This window comes from Burkholderia sp. IMCC1007, assembly GCF_027257875.1.
In the GTDB taxonomy this organism is placed as follows: domain Bacteria; phylum Pseudomonadota; class Gammaproteobacteria; order Burkholderiales; family Burkholderiaceae; genus Burkholderia.
This window is the reverse complement of the sequence record NZ_JAPVQY010000002.1, coordinates 190,520-213,253: the sequence shown is the minus strand read 5'-3', so window position 1 is coordinate 213,253 and position 22,734 is coordinate 190,520. Positions and strand designations below refer to the sequence as shown.

18 protein-coding genes and 2 pseudogenes are annotated in these 22,734 nt (G+C 60.5%); 1 reads left to right on the top strand and 19 read right to left on the bottom strand.

What is annotated here, in order from left to right:
- Positions 1-193: 193 nt before the first annotated feature.
- From O1Q03_RS03495 to O1Q03_RS03460, 8 genes and pseudogenes are all read right to left on the bottom strand, one after another.
- Positions 194-1,753, bottom strand: coding sequence for a methyl-accepting chemotaxis protein (locus O1Q03_RS03495; RefSeq protein ID WP_111442646.1), 1,560 nt, complete (start codon positions 1,751-1,753; stop codon positions 194-196).
- A 163-nt stretch (positions 1,754-1,916) separates the two neighbouring features.
- Entirely contained in the window at positions 1,917-3,008 is a 1,092-nt protein-coding gene (locus tag O1Q03_RS03490; RefSeq protein WP_111442647.1) for a lactonase family protein, read from the bottom strand.
- A 248-nt stretch (positions 3,009-3,256) separates the two neighbouring features.
- Positions 3,257-3,514, bottom strand: a pseudogene (locus O1Q03_RS40090) (hypothetical protein); the annotation flags it as partial.
- Between the two features lie 28 nt (positions 3,515-3,542).
- Positions 3,543-4,919 carry a glycoside hydrolase family 28 protein gene (locus O1Q03_RS03480; protein ID WP_111442649.1) on the bottom strand — a complete coding sequence of 459 codons (1,377 nt, stop codon included), beginning with the start codon at positions 4,917-4,919 and terminating at the stop codon, positions 3,543-3,545.
- Positions 4,920-5,087: 168 nt separating this feature from the next.
- Complete coding sequence (locus O1Q03_RS03475; RefSeq protein ID WP_241308703.1) at positions 5,088-7,010, bottom strand: glycoside hydrolase family 28 protein; 1,923 nt, start codon at positions 7,008-7,010, stop codon at positions 5,088-5,090.
- A 637-nt stretch (positions 7,011-7,647) separates the two neighbouring features.
- Positions 7,648-8,233 (bottom strand): annotated as a pseudogene (locus tag O1Q03_RS03470) (LacI family DNA-binding transcriptional regulator); the annotation flags it as partial.
- Positions 8,234-8,798: 565 nt separating this feature from the next.
- Positions 8,799-9,961, bottom strand: a protein-coding gene (locus O1Q03_RS03465) for an IS3 family transposase (RefSeq protein WP_124455148.1) whose coding sequence is annotated in 2 segments (ribosomal slippage) — positions 8,799-9,706 and positions 9,706-9,961 — 1,164 coding nt in all. Because the reading frame shifts where the segments join, the coding sequence is not laid out codon by codon here.
- Positions 9,962-10,298: 337 nt separating this feature from the next.
- Positions 10,299-10,592: an H-NS histone family protein gene (locus tag O1Q03_RS03460; RefSeq protein WP_059620058.1), complete on the bottom strand. Its 294-nt coding sequence runs from the start codon at positions 10,590-10,592 to the stop codon at positions 10,299-10,301.
- A 683-nt stretch (positions 10,593-11,275) separates the two neighbouring features.
- On the opposite strand from O1Q03_RS03460, the gene O1Q03_RS03455 reads away from it, so the two are divergent.
- Complete coding sequence (locus tag O1Q03_RS03455; RefSeq protein ID WP_185658222.1) at positions 11,276-11,842, top strand: hypothetical protein; 567 nt, start codon at positions 11,276-11,278, stop codon at positions 11,840-11,842.
- A 65-nt stretch (positions 11,843-11,907) separates the two neighbouring features.
- On the opposite strand, the gene O1Q03_RS03450 is transcribed toward O1Q03_RS03455, so the two are convergent.
- The 11 genes from O1Q03_RS03450 to O1Q03_RS03400 all read right to left on the bottom strand — a co-directional run bounded on the left by O1Q03_RS03450 (position 11,908) and on the right by O1Q03_RS03400 (position 22,726).
- The gene (locus O1Q03_RS03450) at positions 11,908-12,558 is read right to left on the bottom strand and encodes an acyl-homoserine-lactone synthase (protein ID WP_269501669.1); all 651 of its coding nucleotides are present in this window, start codon (positions 12,556-12,558) and stop codon (positions 11,908-11,910) included.
- Between the two features lie 237 nt (positions 12,559-12,795).
- Positions 12,796-13,500 carry an autoinducer binding domain-containing protein gene (locus tag O1Q03_RS03445; protein WP_260434949.1) on the bottom strand — a complete coding sequence of 235 codons (705 nt, stop codon included), beginning with the start codon at positions 13,498-13,500 and terminating at the stop codon, positions 12,796-12,798.
- Between the two features lie 419 nt (positions 13,501-13,919).
- Complete coding sequence (locus tag O1Q03_RS03440; RefSeq protein WP_124455146.1) at positions 13,920-14,846, bottom strand: 3-oxoacyl-ACP synthase; 927 nt, start codon at positions 14,844-14,846, stop codon at positions 13,920-13,922.
- Complete coding sequence (locus O1Q03_RS03435; protein WP_269501667.1) at positions 14,843-15,883, bottom strand: 3-oxoacyl-ACP synthase; 1,041 nt, start codon at positions 15,881-15,883, stop codon at positions 14,843-14,845. Before O1Q03_RS03435 ends, O1Q03_RS03440 begins: the two co-directional genes overlap by 4 nt.
- Positions 15,880-16,473: a GNAT family N-acetyltransferase gene (locus O1Q03_RS03430; protein WP_124455144.1), complete on the bottom strand. Its 594-nt coding sequence runs from the start codon at positions 16,471-16,473 to the stop codon at positions 15,880-15,882. The genes O1Q03_RS03435 and O1Q03_RS03430 overlap by 4 nt, the downstream gene beginning before the upstream one ends.
- Positions 16,470-17,579: an acyl-CoA dehydrogenase family protein gene (locus tag O1Q03_RS03425; RefSeq protein WP_124455143.1), complete on the bottom strand. Its 1,110-nt coding sequence runs from the start codon at positions 17,577-17,579 to the stop codon at positions 16,470-16,472. Before O1Q03_RS03425 ends, O1Q03_RS03430 begins: the two co-directional genes overlap by 4 nt.
- 28 nt (positions 17,580-17,607) lie before the next feature.
- On the bottom strand, positions 17,608-18,816 hold the full coding sequence (locus tag O1Q03_RS03420) for a pyridoxal-dependent decarboxylase, exosortase A system-associated (protein WP_124455142.1): 1,209 nt from the start codon (positions 18,814-18,816) through the stop codon (positions 17,608-17,610).
- Positions 18,813-20,432, bottom strand: coding sequence for an acyl-CoA ligase (AMP-forming), exosortase A system-associated (locus O1Q03_RS03415; protein WP_124455140.1), 1,620 nt, complete (start codon positions 20,430-20,432; stop codon positions 18,813-18,815). The genes O1Q03_RS03420 and O1Q03_RS03415 overlap by 4 nt, the downstream gene beginning before the upstream one ends.
- Positions 20,433-20,482: 50 nt before the next feature.
- Positions 20,483-21,430, bottom strand: coding sequence for a 3-oxoacyl-[acyl-carrier-protein] synthase III C-terminal domain-containing protein (locus tag O1Q03_RS03410; RefSeq protein ID WP_111442660.1), 948 nt, complete (start codon positions 21,428-21,430; stop codon positions 20,483-20,485).
- Positions 21,427-22,326 carry a 3-oxoacyl-[acyl-carrier-protein] synthase III C-terminal domain-containing protein gene (locus tag O1Q03_RS03405; protein ID WP_260434948.1) on the bottom strand — a complete coding sequence of 300 codons (900 nt, stop codon included), beginning with the start codon at positions 22,324-22,326 and terminating at the stop codon, positions 21,427-21,429. The genes O1Q03_RS03410 and O1Q03_RS03405 overlap by 4 nt, the downstream gene beginning before the upstream one ends.
- Positions 22,327-22,447: 121 nt before the next feature.
- The gene (locus tag O1Q03_RS03400; protein WP_124455136.1) at positions 22,448-22,726 is read right to left on the bottom strand and encodes an acyl carrier protein; all 279 of its coding nucleotides are present in this window, start codon (positions 22,724-22,726) and stop codon (positions 22,448-22,450) included.
- Positions 22,727-22,734: the final 8 nt, after the last annotated feature.

The following is a 22,734-nucleotide window of genomic DNA, read 5'->3' as shown; positions in this document are numbered from 1 at the left end:
GGATCGAGTGTTGGGGCAACTATGGGGGCCATTACTCAGCGACAAAAGCTCATCGGCTTGATAGTAAAGGCTCATATCGGTTAATTCGAATCAGGCCTCATCAAGGGGTTTTCATTGGCCTAGGAAGGCTAGACTTTGCTTCGCGGGACGAATACCTGCCGATTTCGTTGATATGCACGGTGTGTCATCCCGTTCACCCCTCCCGCGCAATCCGGAAAACCGCCATCGCGGCCTGCATGGAACCGGCCTGCTGCTCGAGCGCGGTCGCGGCGGCACTCGCCTGTTCGACGAGCGCCGCGTTCTGCTGCGTCATCTGGTCCATCTGCGTGACCGCCTGGCCGACCTGGTCAATGCCTGCACTCTGCTCGACGGTGGCCGTCGTGATCTCGCTCATGATCGTCGCCACGCGCCGCACCGACGCCACGATCTCGTTCATTGCTTGTCCGGCCTGCGTCACGAGCGCATTGCCGTCGCGTACATCGTCGATCGACGCGCCGATCAGTTGCCGAATCTCGCGCGCGGCGCTCGCGCTGCGCTGGGCCAGCGTGCGCACCTCGCCCGCGACGACCGCGAAGCCGCGCCCGTGCTCGCCCGCACGCGCCGACTCGACCGCCGCGTTGAGCGCGAGGATATTGGTCTGGAACGCGATGCCGTCGATCATCCCGGTGATCTCCGCGATCTTCTGCGAACTCGTGTTGATCACGCCCATCATGTCGACGGCGCGGCCGACCAGTTCGCCGCCGTGCTGCGCGAGGTCCGCCGCGCTCGCCGCGAGCGTGCTCGCCTGCTGCGCGTTGTCCGCGTTCTGGCGCACCGTCGACGTCAGCTGCTCCATGCTCGCGGCCGTTTCCTCGAGCGACGCGGACTGCTGCTCGGTGCGGCTCGACAGGTCGAGATTGCCCGCGGCGATCTCGCGCGCGGCCGTATGGATCGCGTCGCTGCTGTCGCGCATGCCGGTGACGGTCGCGGCGAGCCCGGCCTGCATCCGCTTCATCGCCGCGAACAGCTGGCCGATTTCGTTGCGGCCGGCATCGGGCACCGTCACGGTCAAATCGTTCGATGCAATCCGGTCGAGCAGCGCGGCCGCGTTCGCGAGCGGCCGGGACACGATCGCGCGCAGCGCGAAGTGCGTCGCGGCGATCAGTGCAAGCGCCAGCGCGACGCCGAGGCCGACCATCGCGATGATGCGGGCGTATGCGGCGTTGTCGTCGTCGATCGTGTCTTCCGCCAGCTGGTTGGCCGTGCGCTGGAATTTCTCGACGTTCGCCGAATACACCTGGCCGGCGAGCGTGATTTCCTTGTCGTTGATCTCGGCATACGCGGTGGTATCGCCGTTGCGCAGCGCGTCGGTCGCGCGGGCGAGCACGTTCGCGAGATGCGTCGACGATTCGACCAGCGCCTGCTTCAGGTCGGCACCGAGGCTGCCGATCGGCGCGGCGTCCTTGAACGCCTGCGTTTCCTTGGCGGACAGGTCGAACGTGCGCTGCGCGCTTTGCAATGCCGAATCGCGCTGCGCCGGGTCGTTGTGTTCCTTCAGTGCCGAATACGCACGCACGAGCGCCGAGCGGGTGCGGGTGCTGTCCTTGTACGCATCGTTGACGAGCGAGGTCTGCGTCGCGATGGCGTGCAGACGTTTCGCGTTCGTGTTCGCGCTGCCGAGCGCAACGACGCCGACGATGCCGCCGACGATGATCATCGCAGCGAACGCGGCCAGCACGGCGAGCAAACTGTTTTTTACCTTCAGATCGCGCATGGTGAATCGACTCTCGAAGTTATCCCTTGTCGGTTAACGACAGCGGATTTTTCAACTTGAGTCGATCGAGTGCGGTTTCGATGCGCGACCCGGCATCGCATGTAGGCAAACCTCGCGAAACGGGCGGCACGCGTGCCATGCCGCCCGCTCCGTCGCAAGCGGATCAGTTCGTCCCGTCGTACGTGACGATCTCGACCCAGTTCGCGCCCTTGCCGACTGGATACTTGCCGATCGCGTCGAGGTGGCCCGTGTGCCGGTCGATCCGGTACACCGCGAGCGTCGGCGACAGTTGCCCGGCCGCGAGCAGATACGCGCCCGATGGATCGATCGCGAAGCCGCGCGGCTGCTGCTCGGTCGCGAACGTGCCGATCCGCGCGAGCTTGCCCGACGCCGAATCGACACGGTACGCCGCGAGCGTGCTCGACGTGCGTTCCGACGCGTAGAGGAATGTCCCGTCCGGCGTCAGATGCAGATCGGCGCCCCACGGCTTGTCGCCATGAAAATCCGGCGGCAGGATCGATACGGTCTGGACCGGCCGCGCATCGGCGCCGCCTTGCGACAGCGCAATCACGTGCAGCTTGCCATCGAGCTCGTCGATCAGGTATGCGAAGCGCCCGTTCGACGAAAACACGAAATGGCGCGGGCCCGACTTCGCCGGCAGCCGGTACGCGGGTTCGGCAGCATCGGTCAGCTTGCCGTTCGACGCATCGAACGGCAAGCGCAGCCACGCATCGGCGCCGAGCACGGACGCGAACGCGTAGCGACCGTCCGGCGACTGGCGGATCGCATGCGCCATCGGGCCGGTCCTGATCGTCTGCTGCACGTCGCCGGCGACACCGTTCTCGCCGATCCGGTTGACCGCGAGCAGGTTGCCGCCGTACGACGCGGAGAACAGGTAGCGGCCCGACGCATCGGTCGACACATACGCCATGCTGTCCGCGAGCGGCGAGCGGCCGAGTTCGATCAACCGCCCGTCGAGCGGATTGATCGCGAAGCTGACGACGCGATAGGGCGTCGAGCGCAGCGCCGCGTACAGCCGGTGATGATCGGGCGACAACGCCATCGGCATCACGGTGCCGTCGACCGGCACGGTTTCGATCGCGCGCAGCGCGCCGGTCGACGTGTCGACGCCGAACACCGAGATGTCGCGGCTGTCGCTGTTCGATACGTACGCATACGTCGCGGCGTGCGCGAGCGAGGAGGCCAGCGCGAACGCAGCCGCCGCAACGGCACGCATGAGTGTTTTCGTGTTCATGGGGCTCTAGGTGAAGTAAAGGAAGCGGTGGATGCGGCTACGGAGCCGGACAACTTCGGTCGTCCGGCACAGCGTCGGGAGAGGCGCGCAATCGGAGAATCTGAATACCGCACGTCCGTTGAGCTGACTCGGCAACCACGCATGTAGGTGACGATTTTGATCGCACTGAAGACGCAAGGTAGTGCTGTCACGCCATCTTCGTGGTCTCGCCGATCGACACGTTTCGGATCGCGCAGCCTGCGCTATCAACTCATGCCCGAGCCACGGCTCATTTCCTGAGGAAGCATTTCCCTGGGAGCAGCGGACTGCAACACGAATAGGAGGTCCGTCAGCAAGGCGCGATCGTCGAGCGGCTTGCTGACGGGGTATCGCGTCCGGCGCGGCTTCGGTAGTGGCAATAGTGGTTGGATGAGTAGCCACAGTTCGACATTGAGTATAGGTTTGGCCGTGGCCTCCTCATCGGAGAAACAACGAAGAGGTTCACGGAGTAAGCGACGGGGTAGCAGCCCCTCGCAGTTCATTTTGTTAGGGTTCTTAGATCTGCGTCGGAATGGTGATGCTGCTTGGGCAAGACAAGGTCGGACCGTTGTCCGTAATTGGTACCACCGTGCCGTTCGAACTGGTCGAGGTCGTCACGCTGCTATGGTTGCCTACCTGAAGTTCGCCATCCGTAACCGAGAAGGCCCCGCCGCCACTGATCTGGCTATTGGTGATGCGGATCCCGGTGTCACCCGATTTCGGCACACCCATCAGGTTGTTCGAGAGCCCGACAATGGCGCCCTGGGTCTTGGTGGCGGTAGCGATCACGTTGTCGATGCTCACATTCGCGATGATCGGCAGGGCGCCGCCGGTACCGGACGCATAGGTATAGGTGAACAGGAACGGCTGCTGGACGTTGCGCATGCAAGTGTTCCGGTAGGTCACGCCCGTGGTCGCGCCACTATCCTTGGCAGTCTGGTCGGTCTTGATCCGGTAGCCATAGTCGGTGCCGCTGAATTGAACGGTGTCGACCGTCACCTGCGATACACCGGGGCTTGCGAGCGTGGTGCCTGCCGCTTCCTGTCCGCCGATCGAGATGCCGTGGCCGCCGCCGACCACGCAGTGATTGATGTTGACGTTCGAGGTGGCCGCACCGCCCGCGTTGGATTTAATGGCGATATCGTCATCGCCGGTATCGAGCAAGCAGTTCTTGATCGTGGCGGTCTGGGTGCCGATGATGTCGATCGCGTCGGTGTTCGGTGCGAGATCGTTGCCGCTGGAATTGCGTTTCGGGTTCGCGTAGATCCACACGCCGTCGATCGTGACGTTCTTCGAGCCCGATTCGATCACCAGTTGCTCTTTCGGCGAATTTCGAATGATCAGCGCGTTGTCGGTGGCGTTGGTCGAACTCGGAAGGCTGATGATCGACTGCGATTTCCCGGCATCGGTGAAGTTCGAGCCGATCTGCAGATTCGAGCCGGTGATGGCAATCAGCTTCGGCCGGGGTGTGTTGTTTTGACCGACTGCTGCCGGCCAATAGTCCTGTCCGTCGCCATCGATCGCACCGGTGCCGGTGATCGTGACGTTGCTGAGATTGCTGCCTGCCAACATCGCACTGCTCGAGGGTTGCGACGGCGAACCTTTCAGCGTGAAGCCCTTCTCGAGCTTCAGTACGATGTTGCTGGAAAGGTTCACGCTTGTGATAACTGCCGTCGATATGCCGTTGTTGCTGGTCAGGTCGACCAAGCCTGGGCTGCTGCTGGTGCCGCTACCGGAACACTGCTTGATGGCGTTCTGCAGGTTGGTTGTATTCGTGCTCGGCACGCTACTCCATGGCGGCGTGCAGGTCTCGGCCTGGGCAGCTGCTGGCACGGCGAGCGCTGATAAGGTGGACAGGATGAGTGCCGCGCGGATGCTGATTTTCCCTTTCATCAGGTTTTTCCTTGTCTTCGAATGGAGGAGGGGGGGAAACCTAGTTCGGACGGTGTGCGGCAGCAAGCGGACAGTGAACTGCTGCCGGTCGGCGGCCGACATCGATCAGGGTCCGGCACGGACCCCGGGTGCTGCTCGGGACTGCCGACGTGCGGGAATCCGTGCGGATCAGCGCAGGTCGGTGATGGTGGTGTTGTAGAGCTGGCCCGCGATCGTGACGTTCTGCAGAGTGATGCCGTTGACGTTCCAGGCGTAGATCGGGCCGGGCACGGTGGCGCTGGCTGGCCCGGCGGCGGTCGGCGAGCCGAAGTTGCAGTTCGAGATCGTCACGCCGGTGATCGCGGGAATCGTCGGGGTGGGCGCGGGGCCGTTGTAGTCGAAGACGACAGGGCCCTGCGCAACGATCGCCTGGAAGCACGAGCCGGTCTTGCCGCCGAGCGTGACGTTGCTGGCCGTTACATTGGCGATGTTGACGTTCTGCACCTGAGCTGGGCGCGTCCGGATCGCGTCGCCGGCCGGCTGGTAGTCGCAGTCGAAGGTGATCAGCCCGCCCTGCGACGCGGAAGGATTGCCTGCCGCCGCAGTCGCTACACCGAGCGGCACCGTGCCGTTGATCGGGCTGCCGGCCAGCAGCTTGCTGCCGTATCCGCCGCCCGTCAGGCTCACGCCGTTTGGAAGGGTGACGCCGTTGACGTAGAAGTTGCGGACGAAACCGCCCCGGTTCATGTTGGTCTTGATGCGGATCGCGATATTCAGCGAGTTGGTCGCCCAGAACTGGTTCAGCATCGTCAGGTTGCGTGCGTAGATGTTCTCGACGCCGCCACCCATCTCGCTGCCGAGCGTGATGCCGCCGTGGCCGCTGTTCATCGTGCAGTTCTGCACCACGTGGTTGCGCGCCGAGCCGTATTCGGTATCGAGATCCTTGCCCGACTTGATGGCGATGCAATCGTCTCCGGTGTTGAAGACCATGCCGTCGCACAGCACGTTGTTGCAGGCATCGGGATCGAAACCATCGTTGTTCGGGCCGATACTATCGGCCATCACGCCGCGGATCACCACATTGGTACAAGCAGTCGGATGGTGCTGCCAGAACGGCGTGTTTTGCGTGTGGTAGTTCTCCATCAGCACATTGGTGCAGCCGATGAATTCGACCATACAGGGGCGCAGGTAATGGCCCAGTCCGAAGATCCGCTGTGCGACCGGCACGCCGGCTTCCGACAGCGCAGGCAGATAGTTCTGATCCTGCTGCCAGGGCGTCGCAGGATTGGTCAGCAGCGCATATAGCGATGCGGAGATGCCCGGCACCGCCGTCTTCAGGTCTACGTTATTCGGGTTGGCGTAGGCCTGCGAAGGGGTTGAGGAACTCGCGCAGCCATAGGCGCCGGTGGTGCCCTTGTAGGTCCACCAGCAGGTGGCTGTGTTGCCGGAGCCGGCGAACGGTGTCATTGCCTGGCCGTTGAGGATCGACGTGGCGCCCTCGCCAGTCAGCGCGATGTTGCTGGCATTGCGCGCATAGACGGGCGCACCGAAATTCAGGCAGTCGTTGGCCTGCCAGCGACTGTAGAAGAGGTTGCCGTTCGCGCCGCAATTGATTGGGCCGTCCTTGGCGTAGTCGGCCGGGTTGGGGCTGAAGAAGATCGTGCAGTTCGCGCTAAGGTGAAAGTTGACGTTACTCTGCAGTACGATCGGCCCGGCGCAATACCAGGCTCCCGCTGGTACCACGACACGGCCGCCGCCGGCCGCCGCGCATGCGCTGATCGCCGCCAGGAAGGCGGGACGCGAATCGAACGCGCCAGCACCTTGGGTCGCGCCCGCGCCGGGGCTCAGCGGCGACTTGGTCGCGTCGGTGTAGGGGCTCGTCTGGGCGATGACGGAGCAGGGCTGTGCGCCATAGGCCTCGACCTGGAAATCCGTGGCCCGGAAGGCCGACTGCGTGATTCCGTTCAGCGAGGAGATGATGTTGGTTGCCGAGCCGTTGGGCCCCCAGATCGGATCGGTCGGCGTGGTGGTGCCGCCCGGCGAGCGGGTGTCGGTCGGGGCTGGCGTGTCGATGCCGCCACCGCACGCACCGAGCAGGGCGCTGCCCATCATGACACCGTAGTACCCGAGGAAATGTCGTCTGGTAACCCGGTGCGCCGTGTTCTGCTTGAGGTCGTCGGGTTTTCCGTTGCAGTCGGGTGCGGTCACGGCTGTCTCCATCCTGGTTGTTAGATGATGTCGATACGGCAATGGTGGTATGACATCTATTGTCATATGTCGTCATGATGATACGCGGAACATGCGAATTTCGCGTACGTGACTACCCTATGAAAAGGATTCCGTAATCTTCTTGTATAACTGACGTATAGTTGAAACTTGAAGAATTTCCGGGCTTGTCTTGTAGAGAACGAGACTGGCGCTGAACACGAGGGGCAGAGGTGAAAATTACGCCTTAGAAATATGATGTCGTATATTAAAGAGACGACTCGAGGTGCGCGACAGGGAACGGTACTGGTGCGCGAACGCCGTAAGCCGCCTGTCAAAAGAGCATGATCACGAGTCGAATCGGGCGATCCGGGAAAGGCGTCACCCGACCGTGATTTCCGTGCCTCGGTTCATTGCGCTTCGGGCATAGCTGCCCGGATCGATCGCTGGCAGGTTGTAGCAGCGGTGGTCGCGACGTGAGCGCCGATTGCTCGGGCTACCGCTCGATGGGCTGAAGAGTCTGAACGGGCCCGGCGCGACAGCTTCAATTCGAGCGTCGCGCCGATGTCGCCTTGCGGCGCGTCGGTGCGACGGCCGTTGATTCCCTGACCACGAGTTCCGGTGTGCCGCACACACGCGTGCTTTCGCTTGGCGGTTCTCCCTCGATCATCTCGAGCGCCATGGCAATCGCATGCGCGGCGATCAGCGGCGTCGGGAACCGGACCGTCGTCAGCGCGGGACGGAACTGGTGCGCGAGCTGGATATCCGTCATGCCGATGACCGAGAGGTCGTCAGGCACGCGCCGGCCCAGGTCGGCCGCCGCCTGCAGCGCGCCGATCGCCATCAGGTCGTTGGTCGCGAACAGTGCAGTGAGATTCGGATGCGCGTGCAGCAGTGCCATAGTGGCGTCGTAGCCGCCCTCGATCGAATCGTGCGTCGACACCGTCGTGACCGCACGTTCGGCATGGCCGCGCGCCGCGAGCGCATCGACGAAGCCGCGCAGCCGCACCGGCCGCCGCGAAGTCGACCGTTACGCAGGGCAGCGTATGCGACGCCGGCACGTGCTCCAATATGCACAGCACGATAGCTGCGCCATGGCGCGAGAGGTCGGCTAGTTCGGATGGCGAGATCGCTATCTTCGCGCCGGGAATGTCTTGGGATCTACCGCTATGCTCGGTGCCATCCTGTTCAGCTTGTCGGACATCGTCAGCGGCCTCATTTTTATTCCGATCCCAGCTTATTCGCCTCACTGACGTTTAGCCCCTGTTCCGCAAATGGACTGGATTTTTGTTCGCTCGGTGAAGCAAAGATCAATCAGGACATGGAAGCTTCCGGTGCTGCTCCGCACAAAAAAACACTTGCTACCACGCGCAAACGATTGCGTGTGGACTTGTTACAAAAAAGACTGATGCTCGTGTCTAGTTGGATTGGTGTTACGTAAAAATGGCACTACACTTGGGGTGAATCAGCCTGGTCGACACTATATCTAGTATTTCGTTTGGGTGCCGGCTCTTTTTAAGCAAACGGAGAAAAGATGGCCGGTCCTAGTGCAATTCCCGATCCGCTGACGGCGCGATTTCGCCGCCCCTCGACATCCGATCTGTCCCGTCGCTTTTTCTTTCTGGTTGATGCGATAGCACGTCACCAGGAGCCCACCGCCACCCAGCTCGAGCGATTGGCGTCTTCTTGTAGTGGTCAACTAATCCCGGACACTGCGTTAAGTTTTTCTTCCGCAACTGCCGGCGCCAGTCCGTCATTGAACTGATGCGGCCGTATCCAGTTGTACCGGTGCATCAGGTAGTGGCTGATGTCCCGGTGTGCCTCCTGCGCCGACATGTAGCCCACTGACGGTAGCCATTCGATCTTGAAGCTGCGGAACAGCCTCTCCATCGGGGAGTTATCCCAACAATTTCCTCGACGGCTCATGCTCTGCCGTATCCGATAACGCCAGAGGCGCTGACGGAATTTCCGGCTTGCATATTGGCCGCCTTGATCCGAGTGAAACAGCAAGCCTTGTGGTCGACCACGTTGCTCATAGGCCATCTCCAACGCCTGCACGACCAGATCGGCATCAGGGCGTGTCGAGAATGCCCAGCCAACAACCCGACGCGTGAACAGGTCGAGTACTACGGCCAGATAATGCCAACGGCCCTGCGCCCAGACATACGTGATGTCACCACACCACACCTGATTCGGCGTACCAACCTCGAATTCGCGATTGAGATGGTTCGGGATATCGATCCGCTCGACCGTGGCCTGCTTGTAGGCATGGCCGCCCGGCTGCTTGCAGATCAACCCGAGTTCTTCCATCAAGCGGCTGACCTTGAAGCGGCCAATCGCCGTACCTTCCTCGCGTATCATGCCCATGATGCTGCGACTGCCAGCAGAGCTTCGACTCTCGATGAACAGCTCGTGTACCCGGCTACGCAGTGCCATGCGCTCGGCATCAACGCGTCGGGCTCGCCCTCGGTGTGCATACAGGCAGGACCGCGACACGTCGAATACCGCGCAGATCAGCTCGACCGATTCGCTTGCGCCAATCTGATCAATTACTTCGTACGTTCGATGCCTTCCGACATCAAGAGCGCGGTAGCCTTTTTTAAAATGGCCTTCTCACGCTCGAGGCGTTCGATACGCGCCTCGAGTTCCTGAATACGCTGTTGATCCGGCGTGATTGCCTTGCCCTGCGGCGTGACGCCCTGGCGTTCCATCTGAAGTTGCTGCACGCAGCGGCGCAGCACCGTCTCGCCGACGCCGACCGAGCGGCTTGCTTCCATATGGCTATAACCCTGGTCGAGCACCAGACAGGCGGCTTGCTGTTTGAACTCCGGGGAAAACGTACGTCGTTGCTTGCTCATCAGACACCTCTTCATGGCGACCATTCTCGCCTAAATCAGTGTCCGGATTCATTAGACCACTACAGGCTGTGTCGTCGGTATGTCGTTTGATCCTGATGCAATGCAGGCCGAATTCATCGACATCTGGCGGTATCACCGCTATGTGTGAAATTTAGTCGCCGCGGAGACGAACGGCACGGATTCCAAAGGAGCGCGGAGTGTCTCCAAGATCGGGGCAGCTAAGGCGGATCTGAATCGCTTGGGCCGGCGTGGCTTGATACAGATTCAATGGGCCTGCAGCGTGAAACTGCAAGCCCAGAGAGTGTCCGTAGGGCTACCGATCGCTACGCTGCGGTGATCATTCAGCGATCAAGAAGCGATCACGTTTCTTACCCTTGATCCATGACGGTTCGCGGCCACGCCCGCTCCACGTCTTGCCGGTTTTCGGATCCTGATACTTCGGCGTCGCGGGCTGGCTACCATTCGCGCTACGTGTGCGCTTACGGCCGAAGACCTGTTCCGGCGTGAGACCATACTCTTGAATACGGGCGCGAACTTCTTCGAGCACGGTCTCTAGTTCGGCCTGCCGAGCTTCTTCCGCCTGCACGAGCAGTGCATCAGCCTTGGCTTTCAACTCTTGATAGGTGGCCATTCTTCACTCCACGTGGTTAAAAGAAACAGTATTGAAATGGTCGCTTCGAGGCGTCCAATTCGGCGCGACGCATCATGTCTGCGGCATGCCATTGTTGGCAGTCCAATCAGAACGATTGCACAATTCTCTCATCGTTTGGACCAGGAGTCGATCATTTATCACCTCCGAGGCCGCGAATTTGGTTGTGAATCGAAGCCGTACATCGGACTATGGCGTTTGGGTATGCAAATTGCCGTCGATCATCAGCGAATTGGCGGGTGGTTGCACGTCGAGCACCACGTACAGTCAACCGCTCTGATCCGCCAGGGCACGGGGCTTCGATATTGGATTGCGTTGGCGGCACAATGAGGATATCTATTTTGTGATCGAGAAGGTAAACCAAAGCGCAAAACTTCAGACAAGCCGCGTTATTTTTTTGAGGATGCGCGTGATCTCGTGCAACTGACAGACCAAGTCTGCGCCGATGTTGTGGTTCGATGTTTCGTGTTTTTGATAGAGCTCAAACTAGGCAGACGCGCTGATTGCTGATTGGTGTCCCCCCAATCTTCGCAGTTGACACTGCTGCCTGAAGGAACGAAAAAAGACGCACCGATTTCGGCCGGTCCGGTCAGATCGGTGCATCGGTGGTCCGATTTCTCGTGGTGTGTGGATTACATATCGCCACGTTCGAGGCGAGGTCTGCTATGGAGCAACGCGATAGTGTTTGGCGATCTATTGATTCAAACGCATGCTTGGCGCCGGCCTGCGATTGCGAGGCTTTGAAGATTCGTTTGCAACGCGCCGAAGCGCAGATTCGTCGTCTCACAAGATGTATTCAACTGAAGGACGAGAAGCTGAGTGAGCTTGGCAAGGCTCTGGCGAACTCGGCGACCGCGCACTATTGCGTTGAAGAGCGATTGCAGCGTGAACTCGATGCGCTACGGATCGATATGCCGGCCGACGTGTCAAGCGAGCCCCACGGTCCAGTTGACGGCGGTTCAATTGGAGGCGGTGTGATCGTTCGGCTGCCTTACCTGACCGCGATCCTGTCGGTGTTGTTTGATGCAATGCATGTGTTTTGGGCCGACTGCGATGACGGTCGCCTGCCAAAATCTTCGACTATCGCCCATGCAATTGACGAACGTCTCGGACTGCGCGCACAGGCAAGCGGCGAAGGTTCGCGCACAGGTCAGGCCTATGCGTCCGCCATCCGGCCGGATTGGGTAAAGGACGCGGATAACCGGCATCACCGCCGGCGATCCCCATCCTAATTGTGGTCTTGGAAGTCGAGCGCACCAATTCCCGCGGAGCGCGACGGTCCCGGCCGGGGCGGGATCTATTGCACGTCTGCCGTGCAATGAGCAACGCGTGGCACGGTCCTCGGCGAGCCAGGAACGTTCGACGTGAGCGATCGATGCCACGTGATTGATGATCGGAGGCTCTCGAGGTCGGTTCCAAGGTTGGCGAACGCGACGGCCGTGAGATCAATGGCACAGGCCACGAACGGAGAGGTAGCAGTCTCCGGATGAGGTCCCACGTACTGAAGATCGAGGCCAAAGCGGCGATACAGTCGTGCGATTGCCTGGGTGACGACACCAATGATGCGGATCGCGCCGAGGGACGCCGCGACGGCCATGACATAGGGAAACAGTTGTATGCCCGAACCGGCGAACCGCGATAGCTCCCATACGGTCGGTGAGGAGGGAAAATCGAGTTCCGACGAACGAAGAAGTAGTTCTCGGAGCAGGTACGGGGCGGTAGTTGGCATCAGACGTGCGCAACCACATATCTGTCCTTCGGAAGTGAGTTCAACAACCTGAATGGTGTTTTCGCCATCGAAGTGATCCCATTCCATGGTTTCATTTTCCTTAACATCGGGGAGCGTCCAGCCGAGGCGGCGCACGAACACGTCGTACCGGAACGCACCGAGTCCATCACGAAGTTCAAGCGGCAAGTCGCACAACCTACCCGCGATAATGAGTGGCATTTGCGTTCTCCATCGTTTATCGATGGGCGCCACCGTATCAAGTGGAAGCAACAACCGGAACTAGTTAGGTAGGGAGGGTGGCGAAAATGAATATTGGCCGCGCATTATCCGTTCGAGATTGAAGATCTCTGGCTAGTCAGGAATTATCAATATATGGGATTCGAGAGGCGTGGGGTATGGTTAAAACACGCCGGCGGCGCGCTTACACACGGAAAGCTTTGAATGAAAATAAGAGATCTAATCAAGTAGGCCGTAATTGGAGGCAATGACGGCGGCTGCTATTCTGCTATTCACGTTCAGAACCTTCATTGCTTCAGCGATATGATATTCGACGGTATGGCGGGATATTTCGAGAATCATGCAGATATCCGACGATGTTTTACCTTGCGCGACCCACGAAAGACATTGGCGCTGGCGTGGAGAAAGCTCAACCAATGCCTTTGGATGGGGAGGAGCGAACCGATCCAGCTCCAAGCGAAATAGATTGCTGATTACGCTCGCGAGCTGCCGGCTCGTCCCTGCATTGATACGGGATGACGGTCCTGACAGATTGATGAGCAAAACACTGCCCCCGACCTCACGAATTGGAATGCTCAGCCCGTTTTTGAGTCCGGCGTCGCATGCTTCCACAAGTACATGCCGCTCATTTTGGTTCAGATCGGCAATGTCACCCCAGCGATAAGGTCCGGAGGAGGTAAAAGCCGCTCGATGTACCGGATCGACGACGCCATAGTTGTGCTGTAGATAGTGCTGCACCCAATTGTTGGGATAATGTGAGCAAATTGCCTCCATTGAGATGCTGGGTCTGGAGCGGATGCATGTTAGGGCGATCCGCGTGACGGCGTAACATGGAAACCCCAATGGAAGCACCGCATTGCCAAGCAAGTCGGAAAGCGAAGAAATATCCGTTGCATCGGTAAAGAGAGACAGGATTGGTGCCATTCGCGTGGCTAATGTGACATTCCATGGTGGTGGCTTGGACGTTTTTTTGCTTGTACGATGCCGAAATCGCGTTCTCATGACTTCTACCTCGCTTATTGCCTAGTGGCATTCAAGAGGAGTGCTGGATCAGGGCGCCAGCACAGGGTCAGCGACTCCGGAAATTGGTATGGTAGTGGGGCGCTGATTGCCCGTGCACCCGCTATGCGGTGGGCGGGCGTCGGAGGTTACGTCGAGATAGACGGTGGGCGCATAGCAAATTTAAAGTCTAATGGTTGGGATCGGAACGTCCAATAGATTGTAATAATTTAATGCAGGGTTTAATTTTTAAAGACCGCTGTCCGGAACAGGAGCGATATTGCGACATATTTGGCGATCGTGTGCCGCGCCATCGGCAAAATTTCCGGAATTCAACGATCGTATTAGCGAACGAAGAGTGCCGCCGCGGAAAATCCTCCCACTCCGCGGGCGCATAGCAGGAAAGGCTTACCGGAAACCAGATCATCGCAGTCGACGAGATTGATGAATGGATCGCTGACCGTCACATGTGCGACGCGAGCAAAGTTGTCAGTAAACAGGCATCGTGGTGGAAGACCAAGCGATGCGACAGTTCGACGCCAGGTTGGCAGATCAAGGTGGGAAGGCAAGATGCGCCGAATCTCGGCTAGGGGCACATTCGCCACAGCGCTCGTTTGCGTCGCGAGTCGACGGGCCGCCAAGAAGTACTGAGCTGCGAAACGCGATTCATCTTCTCCCAGTGTGCCGCGCCAACCTTCTCCACTCGCGTGAAAGGCCAACGAGACCAATCGATTGATCGAGGCATTGCGTTCGACGAGCACGGCACACGCGCCGTCGCTGAGCAATCCGGCCCCGGCTATCAACCGGTCGCTTGCGAGGGGCATGACGTCCGCGCCGACCAGCAGACCGCGGTTGATGGCCGGACGGGCGATAAACATCGCGCGAATGATCCGTAGCGCGCCCAGTGATGAGGCGCAGTGCTGTTGTGCAAACGAGAATGCATCCGCCTGCTCGAAACCAAAGTGTTCGCATAGCAGGTGCGGCAAGGATAGCGGTGGTGGGGCGACGCTCCCCTGAAGCGTATGAACGTAGACGAGAAAGTCGATCGTGTCGGGAGCAAGTTGGGTCGCACGAACGAGCGATTGGATGGCGTTCGCGGCGAGCGAAAGCGCGGTCTGTCCCCGCGCGTCATAGAACAAGCGCACCCCAGCATTTTCGAGGGATTTGACGGTCTCGGCGGACTGCTTCGTTTGTTGCGCCCAGCTGCGGACGTCCACGGCTGGCTCAGGCAGATAGTAAGCGGTATGGACGATCCCGATAGAGGCGCTCATGGCGGATTGAGATATAAGAGCGGCCTGCCATGCGATTCGAACAGTGCGCAACCGGCGAAGCCGCCCAGGCCGATGCCCCACATCAGGATTCGATCGCACACTGACAGGCCGTGAGATTGGAGTGCATCGGCGAGCCGCACGATAGGTTCGGCTGCGCCTAGATGGGCGCGGTGGCGGTCGGAAAATTCAATGACGCGGCGACTGAGATGTCGGCAAATAGCTTCATCAAGTTGCCGATCTATTCGTGCTCCTACGACGGTGCCAATGTCGTTCGGTTGAAGCTCGTGCCGGCGCAGTATCGCGTCGATCGTCGATCGCAGCGCCGGAACCCAATCTGTGCGGATATCTAGGCTTGAGAGTGGGGCGGGTGTCGCGAACCGGTGGAGGCGGCTGGCGCGTGCGTCGATCACCACCAGTCCGCAAGACGTGGGTCTGGTGCGTTCCACCAGGATGGCACCGGCTGCGTCGCCCTGCACGATTCCCTGATCCGTCCATCGCGAGAACGGCGGACACCACTTTTCTGCAGCGACGATCAAGATGGTGTGGATTTCGGGTTCCGCAATCAGCAGATCACTCGCCAGCTGCAGCGCCGTGAACGTGGAGGCCCCCTGCTGTTGGGAGACGGAGAACGGGAAGCAGGGCGTGCCGATTACTGCGCGCAAGCGTCCAGCGGTCGTTGTGGACACATGCTCGTTGAGGCTACTGTGACAGAACATTGCAATATCGATCGGCGCTGCGTCGACTGGCCGCCCCGCACATATTGTCTGCGCCACTTTCGCGGCGAGCCCGGATAGATCGGTATCGCGCTCAACTGGCACACAATGAAATTCGTCCGGCGGTGCGTTGACTGCAGCGCTTCTGGCTGCAGCCGCTTTCTTTGTGGGGTGGGGGGCGTAATCTGCTTTCCACGACGCGACCCAGGCGTGCCAACCGGACCGAATCGGAGCACCGAGCGTCGGCTCGATTCCGCACTCACGATGTACCGCGACTGTGCGCGGCACATAGCTGGCAAGTGCCGTGATCACGGGTGTATTCATGGTGCGCGTGGTAGTGCGAGGTCCTCGGGCAGCAGGTCGTAAAGGAGCCGCCCGACGCGCGTGCCATCGACGAGATGACAGTCTCGTTGCAGTCCGATCAGACGAAAACCCAACCGCGCGAGCAGACGTTGCGACGGAACATTGCAGTCGACAGCCCATGCAGTGATGCACCGCAGCCGGTCACGGACGAACGCTTCATGAAGGAGGTGCGTGGCGGCGTTGTAAGCCATATTGACGCAGGCGGGCCGCAACCGGTCGCGAAGGATCCAGAATGAGCCCGTCGCGAAGCGATGCGTGACATCACTAACGGCGACCACACCGCTCGGCACCGGATAGCCAGCCGAACCGAACACGCGTATTCGATGCTGTCTGCTATAGACCATCGCTTGTACCGCCAATGCGGGCAGGGCTTGGCGGCCGAGCCCGAAGTCGAACCACCGACTGATGGTCGGCTGCGCGAGCCACGCGACGATGTCGTCGATGTCATTCGGCCCTGGTTCGCGTAACCAGCACGTGGCGGACGTTACATGCGTTGCAGCATTGTCCACCGAGGGCTGAAGCGTGCCATCCGTAGGGGCGCAACCACTCATCCGTCGACCTCCTCATTCGCGACCCGCGGCTCCGCGAGCCAGCCGAGTGCTGTGTCGATGCGCTGCAGCAGGAAGGCAAGCCAGTGGCCCGTCTGGAAGCGGGCTGCCGGCGGGAGACCTTCGACATAGCCATGGCCGCCGCAAAGCTGCACGAATTCGCGACTGACGCTGACAGACTCCGCCGCGACGTGTCGCAGTAACTGACGGACCAGCGAGACCGGCGCCGACGGGCGAGCCGTACTGACAGCCTGCAAAAACAGGTGGCTGCCATGGGTGGCGATCAGCATGTCGGACAATCGCGCCGCGACGAGTTGATGGTTTGACAACGGCTTTCGGAACGCTTGCCGAGTCGCCGCGTAATCGAACGCGAACCGGATGCTATGTTGCATGGCACCCGTCAGGAGCACAGCGAGATAGAGGCCGATTTCCGTCAGGTACGTTTGCGCGGGAGGAGCGCCATCGCTGTCGGCTCGCGTAATCACGGCGAGCAGCGTTTCGGCCGCGGCTTCGTCGGAATGCAATTGCTCCAACACGAGGGCGCCGAGCGTGGCGATGCCTGTCGATCTCGAGGATCGGTGATCACGTGGGCGCTCGGTGAGGAGGAGGCGACGCTTGTCATCTAACCGCATGGTGAGGGGCGCCGTGCGGCCCAGTGGACCGAGTTGCCATATCGTTGCGTTATCTATGCCGGGCACGGACAATGCGATCGCTGCTGTGCCATCGAAATACGCTTGAACAGGCCGAGCCAGAACCGAACCGAGCGCATTGTGTGTCCGGAGCACCATGAGCGCGGGTGCTGTCAGCGTCAACTCCAACGCACGCTCAAGCGGTCCGGCGGCGAGCGCTTCGACAACAAGTGCCAGGCCGTGACGGTCGATTCCCAGGCCGCCGGATTCCTCGGGTAAAACCATTGCTCCAAGATCAAGTGTTGCGGCTGCGAGTCTGACGGTTTCTTGCCACGCTGCTACGCTGGGTGAACTGGCTAGCAAGGGCTCCAGTCGGTCGCGCGCGAAGCGTTGGCTCGCGATATAGAGGTTGCGTTGATCATCGGTCAGTGTCCAAGGCGCCGGAGCTGGCCCCGGCGGGAAGGAATCAGGGGAGAACATCACAATCCTCCACAAAGAACGAGGGTGGTCAGACGAGCATCTCGATCGCATCAGGGTGGCCGAGAAAGTCCCTAGGGCTGGCCGAGCGTCCATACGCACCCGATTGGAAGACGACCACAAAGTCTCCAATGCGAGCCTCGGGAAGCAGCACGTCGTCGGCGATCCGATCAAGTGGCGTGCACAGGCATCCGACAATGTCGCAGCGCTCCGTTGGGGCTTGTGTCTGGCGATTCGCGATGGCCACCGGAAAATTGCGACGCAGGACCTGCCCGAAGTTACCGGATGCAGCCAGATGGTGATGCAGTCCGCCATCGGTGATCAGGAATGTTCGATCGCGGGATACCTTGCGATCGATGACGCGGCAGACATAGATGCCGGCTTCCCCGACCAAATAGCGTCCAAATTCCAGGACCGCGCGCGTGTCCGGCAAACGGCTGCGGAACAGGCCGAGCCAATCATCCATGGCATCGGTGACCGCAGCGAGGTCGATTGGCATTTCCCCTGCGAAATAGGGGATGCCGAAACCACCTCCGAAGTTCACGTATTGCGGTATGGGCGAGAGGCCTGCGGCCAATCTCACGACGAGATCCGCGCTTTTCCGTTGAGCCTCGATGACGGTCGGGGCGTGCAGGCACTGGGACCCCCAGAAAATATGAAAACCGGCCAGCTTCACTTCTCTCGCATCGAGCTCGCGCAATAACGCGGGTACCCGCTCCGCGTCGAGCCCAAAAGGGGTGGCGCCGCCGCCCATGCGCATGCCGCTGTGATTGACGTGAAAGTCCGGGTTGACTCGAATGGCGACCTTCGGCTGCACGCCGAGCTCCCAGCCGAGTGCTGTCACGAGGTGCAACTGGGTGATCGATTCGAGGTGTATGTTGACACCGCTCGCGACGGCGCGACGCAAGTCGTCGCGGCTCTTGCCTGGGCCTGCGAAGCCGATCAGTTCTGCGGGCATGCCCGCATTCAGCGCAAGTGCCATCTCGTTGGCCGATGCCACGTCGAACCCATCCATCTGTGGCGCGAGGTGATGGACGACCGCGGGCATTGGGTTGGCCTTGATCGAGTAATGGAGGTCGATACCGGCTGGCAGCGTATCGCGCAGCGTGCATACACGCGCGTCGAGCATTGCGCGATCATAGGCGAAGAACGGTGTGCGCCCTGCGCGATCGGCCAGGCGATTGATTTCAACGCCGCCGACGGTGAGGATGCCATCGCGCTCGCCAAACAGTCCGTTCATGATTGGCTCACTTCGGCGGCGGCGTCCGGATTGGAGAAGGCGGCGCGCAATGCGGCTCGATCGAATTTCCCGTTGGGGTTGCGCGAAACTGTGTCGCGAACCACGATGCGCTGCGGCACCATGTAGCGCGGCAGATGTTCCACACACCAGGCCTGAAGCACTTGAGCATCGAAGCCATTGGCGACCGGCACGACCAACAGGACGATCGCTTCACCAAGTTCATCGTCAGGGATGCCTAGGGCAAGCGCTTCCGTGACAAGACCGCTGTCGTGAACGACTTCTTCGATCTCTTCCGGGCTGATGCGATAACCAGAACTCTTGATTTGGGCGTCGTTGCGCGCGACGAAGTACAGGAATCCTTCTGCATCTCGCCGTACCAGATCACCTGACCAGACAGCACGATCTCGCGGCGCGCCACCGGGTTTCAGCTCGGGCGAAGGGCGATAGCGCTGGGCTGTGCGCGTCGCGTCATTCCAATAACCGAGCGTGACGCAGGCTCCAACATGGACGAGTTCTCCGGTTTCGTCTGGTCCACAAGGCGAGCCATCATCGCGAACGACCAGAATTCGGGCGTTAGGGACGGCTTTCCCGATGGAGTCGGGGCGACGATCGACCTCTGAGGGGTCGAGAAACGTGGAGCGAAATGCCTCGGTCAGGCCATACATTAGATAGGGTTTGGCCTGTGGAAACAATGCTCGGAGTTGCTGCAAGACGGGCGCCGGCAGCTTGCCGCCGGTATTCGCAAAGTAGCGCAGCTTTCGGCGTGCCGTTTCGGGCCAAGCCGCACGGGCCAGTTGCATCCATAAGGGCGGCACACCCGTGATTGCTGTAATACGTTCGCTCGCGCACGCATCAATGACGTCTTGCGGTGCAAGATAGTTGATGAGCACGGCCGTGGCCCCCACGGCCCATGTGGATGTGAGCTGGCTCAGGCCAGCATCGAAACTGAGCGGCAGGGCCGCGAGGATTCGATCGGATGAGGCGTGGTTCAGATAATGGGCAACGCTCCAGGCACCCTCGAGCAGGTTGCGGTGGCTTAGCATGACGCCTTTTGGCAGTCCGGTCGAGCCTGAGGTGTACAGGATGGCGGCCAGATCCGTGTCGACATTGGCTGGCGCTGGTGATCGTGGTGGATTTTCACTATCCCGTTCCGTGCGATTTCCGCTTGCGGACTCGGGCCAGCTTTGAACGTGCGTTGTTGATCGGAGATGTCGGCTTGCGGAGCCTGCATCGTCCACAATGATAGTGTTGGAAACGCCGGTAAGACCATGTTCGTCAAGGACCCGCGCGCGCAGCGCGCTGGTAATCAGGCAATCGGCACCGGAGTCGAGCAGGATGTGAGCAACCTGCTGGGGTTTGAGGAGCGGATTGATAGGAACGAACACGCATTGCGCGGCAGCTGCACCAAGCATCGACACGACGGTTTCGATACGTTTGTCCAGATAGATCGCAATGCGCGCGCCGGCCGTGAATCCAAGCGCGGAGAGCGCATTGCCCATGCTTCGCGAGCGGTGAGTCAGGTCCTGATAGGTTACTCGGGCGGAACCGCAGACGAGAGCTTCCGCGTCAGGTGTGCGGTTTGCAGCGGCTTGCACGAGGTCGAGGACGTTTCTCATGATGGTATCCGGATCGAATGTCGAGCGTTGAAAGGAAATCGTTCAGGTGATCAGTGGCGGACCACCATGGCACCGAAGCAGCCAGCGAGGCCACACGAGAACAGCAGCGACCAGCCGCCCGGTTCCCGGTTCGAACATGTCTGGAAGTTAATGAAGGGGTCCGCGCCAAAGACGTGACCGATTGACGCGAAGTTCGCCGTGAAGAGCCGCTCACGAGGAATGGAAAGCATTGTCATCAGCCTGAACCAACCCGGAAGATTGGCGTGATGAGGCAGTACGTGCGTAATCTCGCGTGTCGTGATGCCTGCTTGTTGAATGGCGGCCCGCATGGTCGTGAATGCAGACCAGTAGTACCGGTCGTCGGGAACCGGCTGCAGATCCTCGTCGGTGCCGCGGAAGGATCGTCCGTCTGCGTACACGTGCAGGCCCGCAATGGCGTTTCGATGACCGTCTCGTTCGAGCAATAGCGCACAAGCACCGTCACTATGGAGGGCAAGATCCCGAATTGCTCGCAGTCGGTCGCAGTGGGATCCGATCACATCGGCGCAGACCACAATTGCGCGCCGGATGGAGGGCCGTCGCATGGCGAGCGCCTGCAACACACGGATCGCGGCCATTGGCGAGACGCAGTGCTGCTGCGTGACTGAAAATGCGAGCGCGCGGTTCAGATTCAGTTGGAACTGGATCTGTTGCGTAGTACTGGCAGGCGGTGCGATAACGCTGCTCTGAATCGTGTGTGTGTACACGAGCGCATCGATCGTTTCATGCGCTATTCGGGTGTCGCGTAGCAGGGACGATATGGCGTCAACGGCGAGCGTCACGGGCGATTCGCCAGCCGCGTCGTGGAACTGCGTTACGCCGTTTTCGATCAGTGCGCGCGCGCGAATCGACGGCTGACCACATCGCTCCGCCCAGCGATGTGCATCCACAGTTCGATCCGGCAGACTGAATGCGATGCCAGCCAGTGCAAGCGAGCTAGGCCGTTGCGACACGATCATGATCCACCTCCACGATATTCAAGGAGAGCGCAACCGGCCTGTCCTTGGAAGCCGGCGGACCAAACGAGGGCATGTTGTCCCTTGCTAGGGTTGATCGACCGCAGCAGCGCGTCGAGCCGTGCAGGCGTGTCGGCGGCGCAGAAATGGCCAGGCGCGTCCATACGTATGTGGCAGACCCGTTCGGGCCGCAGTCCGCAACGCGTATTGATTTCGCGAGCCAGTCGAGTGTCGATTGGCGCTGGAAGGACCCAGTCGACATTCGCAGGTTGCAAATCCGCGCCTGAGCAAGTCTCGCTAATGACGTCCGTGAGCGTCAATGTGTAGACGGGTTCGCGCTCACTTGCGAGCGGTGGGATTCCGGGCGTCCGTACGGTGAGCCCGCTCACGCGCCATCCCGGGCCGGGGTTTCTCGCGATCAGTACGGCCGCGGCCCCGTCACCCATGTCGATCATTGCGCCGATCCGACGAGAGAACGGCCGGCGCCAGCGTTCCGCGGCGACAATCACGACGGTCTTCAGTCGAATGTCAGCGGCCATCATCGCCACGGCAATCTCCAGCGCCATCAGGAACGACACGCCTTGCAGTTGGCCGACCGCCAGCGGTGCTCGGCTTGATCCAAGTTCGCTGTGGAGACGGCAAGCACACGACAATGCCAGATCATGCTCAAAGCTCGTTGTGCATACGATGATTTGATCGGGTGTGGATGCGTCGACCTGAGGCGACGAGTCAAGCAGCGTTCGCACTGTGGCAAGTGCCATGTCGGACAATGTCTGGTTGGATTCCACAGCGACACGGTTATCAGTAGCCCGTGATGCTTGCGGCAACGGAATACCGGCCACGCCGAATGGGGCACCACTGTCGCGCCACCGGAGCGTATCGGCATACACGGCTTGCATCACGTCCTCTCGTGCGGACCCACCCGAAACCATGAATGGTTCGATATCTGCATCGGCCGGGACATCGTGCCGCGGGATATATCGTGCCGTGGCGACAATGCGCGGCTCGGCGCCAGTGAAGTTAGTCGAAGGACGCATGGGATTCGACGAACGAGACGAGATTGCCGAAACGCAGGAACAGATCGGCGGACAGATCCTCGGGGGCCAGCGTGAAGCCGAAGCGCTGTTCGAGTTGCAGCAGCAAGTCCGTCATATTCATTGAATCCACGCCGACATCGAAGAGGTTGGTGTCGTCTACGATGAGATCGGTGCTCAGGGTGCTGCCAAGTACCGATAGCAAGCAGGTTTTGACTGTCTCGGACACGCTAGCGGAGCTGGGGGAAGCGGGGTTGGGTGCCATGAACGATC

Excerpts from the sequence above, each read along its gene's own strand:
- O1Q03_RS03495 (WP_111442646.1), bottom strand. The coding sequence starts at position 1,753 with ATGCGCGATCTGAAGGTAAAAAACAGTTTGCTCGCCGTGCTGGCCGCG.
- O1Q03_RS03490 (WP_111442647.1), bottom strand. The coding sequence starts at position 3,008 with ATGAACACGAAAACACTCATGCGTGCCGTTGCGGCGGCTGCGTTCGCG.
- O1Q03_RS03480 (WP_111442649.1), bottom strand. The coding sequence starts at position 4,919 with ATGAAAGGGAAAATCAGCATCCGCGCGGCACTCATCCTGTCCACCTTA.
- O1Q03_RS03475 (WP_241308703.1), bottom strand. The coding sequence starts at position 7,010 with ATGATGGGCAGCGCCCTGCTCGGTGCGTGCGGTGGCGGCATCGACACG.
- O1Q03_RS03460 (WP_059620058.1), bottom strand. The coding sequence starts at position 10,592 with ATGGCCACCTATCAAGAGTTGAAAGCCAAGGCTGATGCACTGCTCGTG.
- O1Q03_RS03455 (WP_185658222.1), top strand. The coding sequence starts at position 11,276 with ATGGAGCAACGCGATAGTGTTTGGCGATCTATTGATTCAAACGCATGC.
- O1Q03_RS03450 (WP_269501669.1), bottom strand. The coding sequence starts at position 12,558 with ATGCCACTCATTATCGCGGGTAGGTTGTGCGACTTGCCGCTTGAACTT.
- O1Q03_RS03445 (WP_260434949.1), bottom strand. The coding sequence starts at position 13,500 with ATGGCACCAATCCTGTCTCTCTTTACCGATGCAACGGATATTTCTTCG.
- O1Q03_RS03440 (WP_124455146.1), bottom strand. The coding sequence starts at position 14,846 with ATGAGCGCCTCTATCGGGATCGTCCATACCGCTTACTATCTGCCTGAG.
- O1Q03_RS03435 (WP_269501667.1), bottom strand. The coding sequence starts at position 15,883 with ATGAATACACCCGTGATCACGGCACTTGCCAGCTATGTGCCGCGCACA.
- O1Q03_RS03430 (WP_124455144.1), bottom strand. The coding sequence starts at position 16,473 with ATGAGTGGTTGCGCCCCTACGGATGGCACGCTTCAGCCCTCGGTGGAC.
- O1Q03_RS03425 (WP_124455143.1), bottom strand. The coding sequence starts at position 17,579 with ATGTTCTCCCCTGATTCCTTCCCGCCGGGGCCAGCTCCGGCGCCTTGG.
- O1Q03_RS03420 (WP_124455142.1), bottom strand. The coding sequence starts at position 18,816 with ATGAACGGACTGTTTGGCGAGCGCGATGGCATCCTCACCGTCGGCGGC.
- O1Q03_RS03415 (WP_124455140.1), bottom strand. The coding sequence starts at position 20,432 with ATGAGAAACGTCCTCGACCTCGTGCAAGCCGCTGCAAACCGCACACCT.
- O1Q03_RS03410 (WP_111442660.1), bottom strand. The coding sequence starts at position 21,430 with ATGATCGTGTCGCAACGGCCTAGCTCGCTTGCACTGGCTGGCATCGCA.
- O1Q03_RS03405 (WP_260434948.1), bottom strand. The coding sequence starts at position 22,326 with ATGCAAGCCGTGTATGCCGATACGCTCCGGTGGCGCGACAGTGGTGCC.
- O1Q03_RS03400 (WP_124455136.1), bottom strand. The coding sequence starts at position 22,726 with ATGGCACCCAACCCCGCTTCCCCCAGCTCCGCTAGCGTGTCCGAGACA.